This is a genomic window from Terriglobia bacterium, from assembly GCA_035712365.1.
Lineage (GTDB): Bacteria > Acidobacteriota > Terriglobia > UBA7540 > UBA7540 > SCRD01.
The window spans coordinates 1-12,252 of the sequence record DASTAW010000029.1; the positions used below are offsets into that span (position 1 = coordinate 1).

At 58.3% G+C, this 12,252-nt stretch carries 9 protein-coding genes; 3 read left to right on the top strand and 6 right to left on the bottom strand.

Annotation, left to right across the window (positions count from 1 at the left end; genetic code table 11):
• The first annotated feature begins 662 nt into the window (after window positions 1-662).
• A complete protein-coding gene (locus tag VFQ24_07935; GenBank protein HET9178274.1) occupies window positions 663-887 on the top strand; it encodes a CopG family antitoxin in 225 nt (74 codons plus the stop codon).
• Window positions 888-902: 15 nt separating this feature from the next.
• On the opposite strand, the gene VFQ24_07940 is transcribed toward VFQ24_07935, so the two are convergent.
• From VFQ24_07940 to VFQ24_07965, 6 genes are all read right to left on the bottom strand, one after another.
• Window positions 903-1,988 (bottom strand): ABC transporter ATP-binding protein, encoded by a 1,086-nt coding sequence (locus VFQ24_07940; protein ID HET9178275.1) that lies wholly within the window; start codon window positions 1,986-1,988, stop codon window positions 903-905.
• 3 nt (window positions 1,989-1,991) lie between these two features.
• Complete coding sequence (gene modB / locus VFQ24_07945) at window positions 1,992-2,654, bottom strand: molybdate ABC transporter permease subunit (GenBank protein HET9178276.1); 663 nt, start codon at window positions 2,652-2,654, stop codon at window positions 1,992-1,994.
• A 3-nt stretch (window positions 2,655-2,657) separates the two neighbouring features.
• Complete coding sequence (gene modA, locus VFQ24_07950) at window positions 2,658-3,455, bottom strand: molybdate ABC transporter substrate-binding protein (protein ID HET9178277.1); 798 nt, start codon at window positions 3,453-3,455, stop codon at window positions 2,658-2,660.
• 48 nt (window positions 3,456-3,503) lie between these two features.
• The gene (locus VFQ24_07955; GenBank protein HET9178278.1) at window positions 3,504-3,962 is read right to left on the bottom strand and encodes a helix-turn-helix transcriptional regulator; all 459 of its coding nucleotides are present in this window, start codon (window positions 3,960-3,962) and stop codon (window positions 3,504-3,506) included.
• 347 nt (window positions 3,963-4,309) lie between these two features.
• Window positions 4,310-5,338, bottom strand: a complete 1,029-nt coding sequence (locus VFQ24_07960) for a DUF91 domain-containing protein (GenBank protein HET9178279.1) — start codon at window positions 5,336-5,338, stop codon at window positions 4,310-4,312.
• A gap of 311 nt (window positions 5,339-5,649) precedes the next feature.
• Window positions 5,650-9,030, bottom strand: coding sequence for a PDZ domain-containing protein (locus tag VFQ24_07965; GenBank protein HET9178280.1), 3,381 nt, complete (start codon window positions 9,028-9,030; stop codon window positions 5,650-5,652).
• 891 nt (window positions 9,031-9,921) lie between these two features.
• Between VFQ24_07965 and VFQ24_07970 the strand changes: the two genes are divergently transcribed.
• Together VFQ24_07970 and VFQ24_07975 are read left to right on the top strand one after the other, a co-directional pair.
• On the top strand, window positions 9,922-10,875 hold the full coding sequence (locus tag VFQ24_07970; protein ID HET9178281.1) for a sugar phosphate isomerase/epimerase family protein: 954 nt from the start codon (window positions 9,922-9,924) through the stop codon (window positions 10,873-10,875).
• 165 nt (window positions 10,876-11,040) lie between these two features.
• Entirely contained in the window at window positions 11,041-12,213 is a 1,173-nt protein-coding gene (locus VFQ24_07975) for a pyridoxal phosphate-dependent aminotransferase (GenBank protein ID HET9178282.1), read from the top strand.
• Window positions 12,214-12,252: the final 39 nt, after the last annotated feature.

The following is a 12,252-nucleotide window of genomic DNA, read 5'->3' on the forward strand; positions in this document are numbered from 1 at the left end:
GAGCCACGAGGCATGCCTGTACTGAAAATAAAAGACTTAATCCGAACGTCTACTCCCTCGTTTGGAATTGCTCGCGTCTGGTCAAGCATTTCAATAGGTTCCATGGGGTTTTGAAATGACTTCTAGTGTTGTTCGGTGCAGATGGCAAGCGGGGCGTCGGGCTTGTTGTGGAGCCTCAAGGACCGCATTTGTCGCTAACGGATTCGAATGGAGTACGCAGAGCAGAACTGGCGATTGCGTCGCAGGGACCAGACTTAATTTTATCTGACTCGAAGGGCAAGCCGACAGCATCTCTATGCGCTAGGCCTGACAACGCGTACCTATTCCTGAATGACCCGAACGGCCCTTCGGTGGCCCAGCTCGGATTCGACCAGCACGAGCCGGAATTGGACTTCTTCGCCGGGAGGGACGGAATTGTCAAAGGGCAAGTTGGGGCGAGTTTTATGGGCCTGAGTCTTGCTACCTACATAGGTGGCAACATCGACAAGGGATCAGGACTGTTTTTTACCCCGGGACCGCACCCGATAATTGAGTTTACCGGGCCCAAGAACGGCGTTCTCCTCAGGATGGATCGACCAGAGCCAAGCTTTCATGTTGTGGGACCGCACGGAGAGAGCCTTGGGCCAATCCACTGAGGACAAAGGAAGTTTTAGAGTCGCTACGTGAAGAATGAATCCCAATACCGAAAGGTCGATTTTGAGCCGGCGAAGATCAAGGCTGCAATGAAGAGGCGGAAAGAGTCTCGCAAGCAGCCCACTTCGGTGGCTCTCGACCCTGAATTGATCCTGGAGCTCAAGGCCGAAGCGAAAGCTCGCGGCGTTCCCTACCAGGTCCTCATGCGCATGTTTATCATCGATGGATTTAAGCGCCTCAAGCTCGCAAGCTGATTTCGCGCTGGCACGTCAACCAAGGATGTGGCAGGAACTCGCTTTGATGAGGAGATAAATCTCTACGTCGAGTGCGAGCTCAAGCGCGCGCTCGGCCTGTGGCGTGACACGCACTTTGAGATCGACTCCACAAGCTGCTACCAGTTCGATGCTCTCTCCGTCGCGCAGCAGATGCCGCACCTTCCCCGCCAGCAGGTTCCGCGCGCTGGTGCGGCCGATGCGTTCCCGGGAAATAATGATGTCCTCCGCGCGGATGCCAAGGGTGACGCGGCTGCCATCGGCAAGCTGGCTGCGGGGAATAACCATCCGGCACCCGCCGAGATCAACAATGCTGATGCCCTCCTCCGGCTGATGCCCGGCAATCCTTCCCACCAGAATATTTTCCGTTCCCAACACGCGGGCCGCCGGAACGTTGAGCGGCGCATTGAACACCTCCAGCGGCCTGCCCTGCTGGACGATGCTGCCCTCCGACATCACCAACAGCGAATCGCCGATGCGCACCGCGTCCGCCGGGCTGTGGGTGACGTAAAGAAACGGAATGCCGGTTTTCCGTTGCACTTCGACGATTTCATCGAGCAGCCGCGATCGGGTTGCCACGTCCACGGCGGAGAGCGGTTCATCGAGCAGCAGAATGGCGGGGTCTGAGGCCAGCGCGCGGGCCAGCGCCACGCGCTGCTGCTCACCGCCGGAAAGCTCTGCGGGCCGGCGGCCAGCGGCATAGTCCACACCTACCAGTTTGAGCAATTCGCCGGCCTGTTGCTGTCGAGCGTGCTCGTGCCGCGCCTTGGCCCCGTAGGCGACGTTTTCAGCCGCGCTCAGGTGCGGAAACAGCAGGTAATCCTGAAAAACAAATCCCACGCGGCGCTTTTGCATGGCGAGGTCCACCCGCGCGGCGGAGTCGAAATAGACCGCATTGCCCAGCGATATCCTTCCGGCGTCCGGCGTCACCATGCCGGCAATCGAGCGCAACGTGGTTGTCTTGCCCGATCCCGACGCTCCGAACAGTACCGTGATGCCCTGGCTGGCCGTGAAATCGGCACTGAGCGCAAAGCCGGCGCGGCCATTTGAGGCGAACTGCTTTTTGATGGCGACGTTCAGCATGGGTTATGCGGCCTTCGGCGGACGGGTCAGCACGTTGGTCAGGTAGATCACCGCGATCGATGTCACTGTAAGAATCACCGCCATGACCTGGGCCTTCTGGTCTTCGCCGGAGATGAACGCTTCATAAATCGCCAGCGGCATGGTCTGCGTTTTGCCGCGAATGTTTCCGGCCAGCATCAGCGTAGCGCCGAATTCTCCGAGCGCCCGCGCAAAGCTGAGCACCACTCCGGCCAGGATTCCGCGCGAAGCCAGCGGCAGCGTGACTCGGAAGAACGTTTCGAACTCGCTCTTGCCCAGGCTGAAGCTGACCAGTTCGTAGCGCCGGTCAATTGATTCCAGCGCCGCCCGCGCCGACTTCACCATCAGCGGCAGCGCCATCACACCGGCGGCAATCGCCGCTGCTTCCCAGGTGAAAGCGATTGTCCATCCCGTCATTAAAAATAGATAGCGGCCCAGAAGGCCGCGCCTGCCAAGCAGGAGAATCAGATAGTAGCCGGTCACCGTGGGCGGCAGCACCATGGGCAGCATTACCAGTGAATCCAGCGCTTCCTTGCCGTGGAATTCGCGCCGCGCCAGAAGAAATGCCAGCGCCGTGCCCGCCAGCGTGACTGCCAACGTCGCCACGCTCACCACCAGCAGCGATAATTTGAAAGCCGACCAGATCATTGACTACTTTACCGGAAGGAACCCGAATTCTTGAAGCACGCGCCGCCCATCGGGCGCCAGCACGAAGCGCACGAACTCCTTCGCCGCGCCGGGATGCGGGCTTCCCTTGATTGTGGCGATGGGATAGAGAATCGGACCGTAGGTCCCTTCGGGAGCGCGCGCCGCCACCTGCACCTCGCCATGCGCAATGCTCACGTCGGTGGAGTAAACAATTCCCGCGTTTACCTCTCCTCGCTCCACGTACTCCAGCACCTGCCGGACGTTTTCCGCAAAAATCAGGCGGGGCTGGAGTTTTTGCCACAATTGCATGTGGGCCAGCATCTGCTGCGCGTACATCCCCGCCGGCACCGTTTTGGGATTCCCGATGGAAATCCTTTTGACCGCAGGCCGCGCCAGGTCGCTGACGGCGTTCAAGCCGAGCGTGGACCCGGCGGGCGCCACCATCACGAGCGAGTTGCGTGCGAAGTCAGCACGGGTAGCGACTTCCACCATTCCTTTTGATTGCAGATCGTCCATCTCGCGCTGGCCCGCGCTGGCAAAGGCGTCAATGGGTGCGCCGGCTTCGATCTGTCGCAACAGCTCGCCGGAAGCGCCAAAGCTGAAATTTACCTTGTCGCCGGTGCGTTCCTGATAGGTTTGCGCCATGGAAAGAAAGGCGTCCTTCAGGCTGATGGCCGCGGCAACGGTGATTTGTCCCCCGTCGGTTCCAACCAATCGAGAACCGTGGCGGCTGCAGGAGAAAACAGCACACGCGAGAAGTGGCGCGAGCAGCATGACGAATTTATTTGCGCGACGGAGCATGGATTTCATCTTGGAGATCTACAGTTCCTGGCCGGGGCGAGTGAGTGCTCAGGAAGCTTTCCAGTTGGGCCGGATGATCATCACTTCCGTGGCCTTGATGAGTGCCGCGGCCGTGTCGCCCACTTTCAGTTTCAGGTCGAGGCAGGCATCGCGCGTGATGACGGAGGTGACAATCTGCCCGCCGACATCGAGAGAAACTTTTGTGAGCAGGCCGATGGTCTTGAGCCCGACAATCCGGCCCACCAACTGGTTTCTTCCGCTGATGAATTCCTGAAGGCCAGTTCCCGTTGCCGGACGCGCTTTGGGAAGCTGAGGCTTGGAATGCTGCGCCGTCTGCGCCTGGCGGCCCTGCTGGAACAGCAGGCGGTCAATTTCCGATTGCGCGATGCGATGATGCCCGCCCACGGTCTTCACCGTGCGGAGTTTGCCGCGGTAGATCCACTGCTTCACGGTGGGATAACTGACGCCCAGCCGCTGCGCCGCTTCGCGAACACCCAAAAAGTCCATAGTTCGGATATCCACCTCTATATAATTTTAGATAGTTAATATAGACGAATCTATATCATTGGTCAAGAGGTAGCACAGGCACTCTTGCCTGTGGAGGTGCGTATACGTGAACAAGACCCGTCATGCTGAGCCCGTTCGCCTCCCACGCGCGAACGCGGCCCTGATCCCGCACGGCGAGAGAGGGGGTCCAGCGTAAACTACGCGAAGCATCTGCTGTTCCCACCCTCGAACGCCTTAAGCAGATCCATCGCTGCGCTCAGGATGACAGGCATGGAGCGAAGTGCGTGCTACTGTGCCGGGCCCGGGGGATAAGCTGGCAGTTCTGGCGGCAGCGCATCGATCCAGCTTCAGTGCGGTGCAGCCGCTCCCTCTTTCGTCACAAAAAGGTCGGCGATCCGCTGAATTTCTTCATGGCTTCGGATGTACCCCGCCCAGCCTCTGAAATCATCTGGTGCCGTTGGATAGTAAGCATAATCTTCCGGGCCGCTCGGCAGGTGTTTAAGGATGACGTCTGTTGTTGTGTCAGCATAGTCGGCAAGCCTCTTCCCATAGACCTGATATCTCAAACCTTTCTGGTTGCTACTCTTGCCGGGTATGAGCGACAAAATCATCTTGCGCGATGAGCCATCCTCAATAGCACCGGAAAACCACAGCGCGGTCTTATTCGTCCCATGATTTTCGAAGCAAGGAGCAAGAGTACGAACACACTGGCGGTAGATTTCGCCGACGCCAGCATCCTCTGCTCGACGCTCCATCTCCGCAGGACTGGGAACGGTCCGTTTTCCTTTCGCACTGGTTTTCTCGGCTTCTTCCGGGGCAACCGTGAATGTCCGAGAGAGGAATTCCCGACCATCTCTCGATTGAAAGAACCAAAAGCTCACCGCATTTATGCTAATTCCCGCTTCTGAGAGGTAACGGATGATTCGCTCTGTGCTGTCATCTATTTCCGAAGCCACGACCAGCATCGAATGATGTTCGTTGAGCACGTCCGGGAGCTCGGCATTGAATTTCTTTTTGAACGCTGATTCGAGTGACTGCCCCTTGAGATACGCTGACGCGATGGCCTCGATTTCGTCTGCATTCAGCATCTTCACCCACGATGCGTAGTCCAACGCTTGCGCGGTTACTTCACGCGGCGTTTTGTCACGCTTTAGTTCTACTATGACGAGTCCCCCGGACGAATCCATGCACAACAGATCAATAAACTTGCCGTATGCGGTTTCCAACTGTTCACCGATGGCGAGCAAGTCCGAAGCTAGAACGGAGATGTCGCGCAGGACCCATTTCTCGATACGGTCCTCCTTGTCCAGCTTGGCACGGCTGATTTCTATTAAGCTGTCATCATCCACTTCCCAAAGGCGAACTTCCTCGGCCATTCCTATACCTCCTGAAGTTGTTAACATTGAATCCTCTGCGCGTTGGGCGTGAAATCGAGCCGAACCTGATGATCCACGAACGGCATAATATCAAAGATGCCTTGCCTTTTAGGCGATCAGCGAGAATGGCCGGAGTTTGTTAGCCGCATCTGACCCTTTCGCGAAGCGGGAAGGAGACAGCGGTTTCTGCCGCCCGCGGGTTTTCAGTATTACCCGCCGTGATGTGCAGCAACAATCTGTTCTTTCACCAAAGCGCCGAAAGCAGATCCTTCGCTGCGCTCAGGATGACAAGCGCGGAGCGAACTTCGCGGCTACTCTCCCGGTCCCGGTGGATACGCTGGCAAATCCGGCGGACGCGGCGGCAGCTTCTTGGGGTGCTCCTGGATTTCCTTCATCAGGTACTGGATGGCGCGTTCCAGTTGGGGGTCCTGGCCCTTCATCACCAGGTCGGGACGATTGTCCACCTCGATGTCGGGCGCCACGCCGTGGTTCTCGATGATCCATTGGCTGTCGAGCCCATAAAGCGAAAATTCCGGCCGCGTGAAGTATCCACCATCGATTTCCGGGATGTAACCGCGGATGCCGCGCACGCCGCCCCAGGTGCGTTCTCCGATCACCGGGCCCAGCTTGTATTTCTTGAAGAAGTAGGTAAAGAAGTCGCCGTCCGAGGCGCTGTAGCGGTTGCTCAGGTCAGCCATATATCCGTGGAAGACGTTGTCGGGGATGGTATTGCTCTCAAAGTTGCGGGCGGATTCCATGGCGGCCAGAATGCGGCGCAGGTGTTCCAGGATGATCTGGTCAACAAAGCCACCGCCATTGTAACGCACGTCGAAGATGAGGCCCTCTTTTCGGATCTGCGGGAAGTACTGCCTCACAAATTCATTCAGGCCGGTGTCTTCCATGTCGGGCAGGTAAACGTAACCCACCCTGCCGCCGGTTGCCTTATCGACCTTCTCGCGGTTGGTTTCAATCCAGTCGAGTTCGCGCAGCTTGAATTCGCTGCGGATGGGCCTCACCAGCACGTCCCAGGAGCCTTCCGTGGCGGGTTTACTGTTGACGGTGAGGGTGACGTCCTGGTCCGCTGTGTTCACGAACGGCTTGTAGGGATTTTCAGGAAGGTGCAAGGGTTTCCCGTTTACGGCCAGCAGGTAATCGCCTTCCTTCGCCTTCACGCCGGGTTCGGTGAGCGGCGAACGCACGGCAGGGTCCCAGTTCTGCCCAGGATAGATTTTCTTGAAGCGATAGAATCCGCTGGCAGTGTCCGCTTCAAAATCCACGCCCAGCAGGCCGACGTCCACGGGATGAAGATCGGGAAAGTCGCCGCCGCCCACATAAGTGTGCGAATTTGAAAGCTCGCCCAACATTTCGCCAAGGATGTAATTCAGGTCAAAGCGGTTGCCTACGTAAGGCAGCAGGGCCGCATATTTCTCCCGCACCCTGGCCCAGTCCACGCCGTTCATCGATTTTTCAAAAAAGTAGTCGCGTTCCTGCCGCCACATATCGTCGAAAATTTCTTTCCATTCTGCCGCAGGATCCACATCCATCTGCATGGCGGCCAGGTTCAGGGCACCGGCGCCAACGTGCTGCGGTTCTCTTTCCGGCGGCTTGGCATCAATAATGCCGAAGGTCTGCGAACTGCCGCCTTCTTCAAACAGGGCGGCTGCTGCGCCGCCTGCGGCTGCGCTGGGCGCCGAATAGAGCAATTTATTGCCATCAAAAGAGAGCGTGTAGTTGTTCGCGCCGTCCATCAGCACACTGTCCTTGCGCTTCTCCATGTCAAACACGTGGATGGCAGTAGACTCTCCGGGCAGCGGGCCGCTCAGGCCCATTGTCGGCGCAGACACGTAAAAGACGTTGCCTTTGTTGGCCTGGAGGTCGTTGTAATTGCCCGGCGGAATGGGCAGGCCAACCACGCGGCCTTCAATTCCTTCGAGGTCGATTTTGAAGTTCTTCAGAGCGTCTTCCTGAGCCTTCTCTTTCTTCTTGGCCTCTGCTTCGGATTCCGAGGCCGATTTGGGCTTGCTGGCGGCAACCTCGTCGCTGCGGGGAGCGAAGGGAGAAGGCAGGTCGGCGCGCAGCGTGACGGCAAAAATGCCCGTCGACTTGGGATTTGAGAACTCCATGTCGTAGGGTCCCAGCACTTCGTTGTAAGTGCGATTGGAGAGGAAGTAGAGATACTTCCCGCCGGGATCGAAGGCCGGATTCGAGCTCTCGGTAAAGCTGGTGGTGACGGCGGTGATCTTTTTGTCGGCCAGTGAATAGAGGTAAATGGCATCGTTGTTATTGCTCGCGGCCTTGGCATAGGCCACCCACTTGCTGTCCGGCGACCAGACGTATTGGGTGAGGTCGGAATACTTGCCCTGGTCAATCAGGATGGGCTTCTTGTCGTGGACGTTCACATAATAAAGATGCAGGGTGGAGTCGGCATAGAGCAGCTTGGTACTATCCGGCGACCAGGCGGGCGGCAGCAGAAAGACTTTATTGTCGGTGGTGATCTGGGTCTCCTCGCCGGACTGCTTTTGCGGCCGGATGTAGAGCTGGTTCTCGCCGGTGCGATCCGAGACATAAGCCACCCACTGGCCGTCGGGCGACCAGGCCGCGTCTCTTTCCTGGATGTCCGGGGTCTGGGTGAGATTGCGGATGCTGCCGTGTTCGGCGGGCACGGTGAAAACGTCTCCGCGCGCCGTGAAGAGCGCCCGCTTGCCCTCGGGCGAAAGATCGAAGGCGGAGATCAGCTTGCCGACGTTTTCCCAGCGGCGCCGCATCTGGTCACGATCGCCGGGCAGGGTCACCGTCATCTTCCGGGCCTTGTGGCTCTTCAGGTCGAAGATGTAAAGGTAGCCGCCATTCTCAAAAATGATGGAATCCGGCCCCAAGCTGGGCCACATCACATCGAAATCGGTGTAGTGCGTCAACTGGGTGACTTTTTTGTTGCCGAGATCATAGCTGTAAAGGTTCAGGCGCTTGTCGAGGCCGCGGTCAGAAGTGAAGTAGATGGTGTCGCCGTGCCACATGGGGAAGGTATCCGTTCCCGCATAGTGGGTGAGCTGCTCGATGGTGTTGGCCTTCAGGTCGTAGAGCCACAGGTCCTGTGCCATGCCGCCTGTGTAGCGCTTCCAGGTGCGGAAATTGCGGAAGATGCGGTTATAGACAATTTTGGTCGCGTCGGGCGAAAAGGTGGTGAGGCCACCCTTGGGCAGCGGAAACTTTTCGGGAAGGCCGCCGTCAATGCTGACCGTGTAAAGCTGGCCAAACCAGGTGTTGAAGGTGGAGCGGCGCGAGAGGAAGAGGATGCGCTTGCTGTCGGGATACCAGGTGATCACCTCGTTGTTCGGACCCATGCGCTCGGGAATGCTGGCGACGTCGGGCAGATAAGTCAACTGGCGCGGCTGGCCGCCCTCGCTCGGCATTACGTAGACGTTAAAGTTGCCGTCGTATTGCGCCGTGAAGGCAATCCATTTGCCGTCGGGTGAAAACTTGGGGAAGAGTTCCAGGCCCGGACTGGTGGTGATCCTGCGGGCCTCACCACCGGAAGCGGACGCGAACCACAAATCGCCCGCGTAGCTGAAGACCACTTTATCCTTATAAATATCAGGGAAACGCATCAGGCGGCCTTCAGATAACTGCTGCCCGAAACAGATCGAAGTGAATCCCATGAGCGCGATAACAACGCAAGAGCGGAAGAAGCGCATCAACATTCCCTCCAAACAAATGATTCCCTGCCTGAAAGAACGAACAGCCATTGTAATCCCTGGCGGCGGTAAAAGAGCAATTTTGAGTTTCGCGTGCGATCCGGGAGGCAGCCTGACGCCTCTCCTGCGGTATCCCGGTTTCTCCTGCTCCGCCGGGGGGCCAGACGCGTCTCTGACGAGCCTTTTTTGATTGTCGTGCACAGCCGGTATAATGCTATCGAGGGCCCTGTACCGTTCAGCGAAAATCAGTCGATCGCCGAGACACAGCGATAGCCATCGAAGCCAGGAGCCCGATTGTCGGCATCTGCCAGCTCGCGCATTGAGCCGCCTCCCCGCGAGACAGATAAAAGGCGGCGGGGCTTGGGAGCGCGTGCCAGCGGCGGGCGACCAAAACGACTCACTCAATGCCTCGGCCTGATTGCTGTCACCGTCACTCTCGCCTGCGCGTCGCCCGGCCAAGCGCAGGCAGGGCCCGAAACCCAAAATACAATTGGAAATGAAAAGCCGCGCAGTGGTCCGACTTCAACCGCCGAGGGGACGACGATTCATGTCGCTTCGCCTCCGGTGGTAGTGCCCCGCGAACCACAAACCGACGGCGAGAGCCTACATAACTCAGCCGAGTCTCTGATTTTGCGCCAATCGGATTTTCGCGACTGAACAACCAGCCGGAGACGAACGGAAAAGCGATCAATTATTGCTAAATAGGGTCTGGCTCGGGCTCCCGCGGTCGGTTGCGCGTGGGTCTCGCAGGACCGGCCGGGAGGTAATCCGCGAGGAATTGCCGGCAGCGACGATTCAGTTGGACCAAGCTGGCTGTTGCAAATAGTGACTTTTGCGGTAATATGGCACCGTCATCTGGCTTTGAATTCTTACCCAGTGGAAGGAGCATCAATGGGAAAGACGTGGACCCGCCGGACGTTTATGGGGGCTGCGCTTGCGGCCCTGCCGAGTGTGGCATACTTGAAGGCTGCGGCGGCTTCGAGGGCTATGGGCTGGAAACTCGGAATTATTACTGACGAAATTACCGAGAATTTTGAAGAGGCGCTGGACTTTATCTCGCATTACGACCTCGGGTACGCCGAGCTGCGCGACATATGGCGGAAGAACATCATGAACGCGCCGCAGGCGGACCTGGACAAGGCCAAAGGTCTGATTGACAAGCATCACCTGAAAGTGACCGACATCGGCTCACCGATTTTCAAGTACAACCTTCCGCAAATGCCTGCGAAGAAGGGGGAGAAGCGGGACACGTTCCGGGCCGACTTCACTGAGCAGGATTCGGATCACCTGCTTCAGCAATCGTTCAAGCTGGCCCGGTTTTTCGGCACGCGCAAGGTGCGCATCTTCAGCTACTGGCGCGTAGCGGAGCCGGAAAAGGCTTATCCCTACGTACGCGACCGGCTGGCGAAGGCGGCCAAACTGGCGGGCGAGAATGATATCGTCCTGATTCTTGAAAACGAGCATGAGTGCAACATCGGGACGGGCGAAGAGCTAGGCAAAATTCTCCGCGACGTCAATTCGCCCTACCTGCGCGGAAACTGGGACCCGGGAAACGCGGCCATGCTCAAGGAGATCCCCTATCCCAACGGGTACAGTCACGTGAAGGGTCTGTTCCCGCACATGCACATCAAGGACGTCAGGAAAGGACCCAACGGCAAACTGCAATGGGCACCCGTCGGCGGCGGGTTTATCGACTGGAAGGGACAATTTGAAGCGCTCCGCCGCGACAAATATCAGGGTGACATGTCCCTTGAAACCCATTACCGGCGCCCGGATGGAAACAAGGTAGAGAGCACTCGAGAGTCACTGATGGGCCTGTTTAAAGTGATAAAGGAAACAGCCTGATCAGCCATGCCCGCCGGGCAAAGGCTCGCGACGTCCGGACAGGCAGGGAAAAACGGAGCGGCCCCGTCGATCGCGGTTCCCGGGAGGGGACTGTCACTTGCTGACGATAGATGACGGGGGAGTCAGGGGTTGCTTCAGTCTCCGTGAGACCGCGACCGAAGGACCATGTTCTCATCGCGCACGGACTGGCTTCTGGCGCCGAACCGTCTGACCCGGCAACTCGAGGAGCGCCGCCGACACGGTTTGCCCGTCCTCGACCTTACGGAATCGAATCCCACCCGCTGTGGTTTTGCACCTGAACCGGAAATACTCAAGCTGCTCGAGGACCCGCGGTCGCTGACCTATGAACCAGACCCGCGCGGCCCCCTCTCCGCGCGTCAGGCCGTTTGCGAATACTACGCGGCCCGGGGCGCGAGCGTCGCGCCGGATCAGGTATTCCTCACCACCAGCACCAGCGAGGCCTACACCTACGCGTTTCGTCTGCTGGCGGACCCGGGGGACAAGGTCCTTGTCCCTCAGCCCAGCTACCCTCTTTTTGAATTCCTGGCCGGTATCAATGACCTTGAGGTCGTTTCCTACGCGCTGCGTTACACGCACGAATGGCGCATTGACCTCGACGACGCGTCTGACCGCTGGGTGGCTGGACCCAAGGCCATGATCGTGGTACATCCCAACAATCCCACGGGATCGTTCGTCAAGCGGGGCGAGCTCGAAACTCTTGCCGAATCTTGCCGGGGCGACCGGGGCGCATTGATCGCAGATGAAGTTTTTGCGGACTACGCTCTCGAGGGCGGCGACGATCGTGTTCCGTCGCATGCAGCCGCATCGGAGGTGCTCACATTCACGGTGAGTGGGCTGTCAAAAATTTCGGCATTGCCCCAGATGAAGCTTGGATGGCTGGTGGTGACCGGGCCGAAAGGGGAGTTAGAGACGGCGCTCGAACGCCTCGAGGTGATTGCTGACACTTACCTTTCCGTGAGCGCTCCGCTCGCCCACGCGCTGCCGGCCCTTCTGGAGCTTCGAAAGACGATCCAACCCAGGATTATGCAACGGCTGCGCTCCAATCTGTGCTGGCTGGACCAGCAAGCGGCCTCCTGTCGAGTGGTCACACGCCTGAAGGTAGAAGGTGGCTGGTACGCGGTTTTGAGAGTCCTCGGAACCGCCAGCGACGAGGATTGGGCGGTGGACCTGCTGATGGCCGAAGGCGTGCTGGTTCACCCCGGGCATTTTTACGATTTTCGGGACGAAGGTCACCTTGTGATTAGTCTACTGACGGATGAGCAGATCTTCCGGGAAGGAGTGGGCAGGCTTGTAGCGCGCCTGTCTGAAAACAGATAGACTGATATGGAGTCGGGGCCTGACACGTAAAGAAATCAA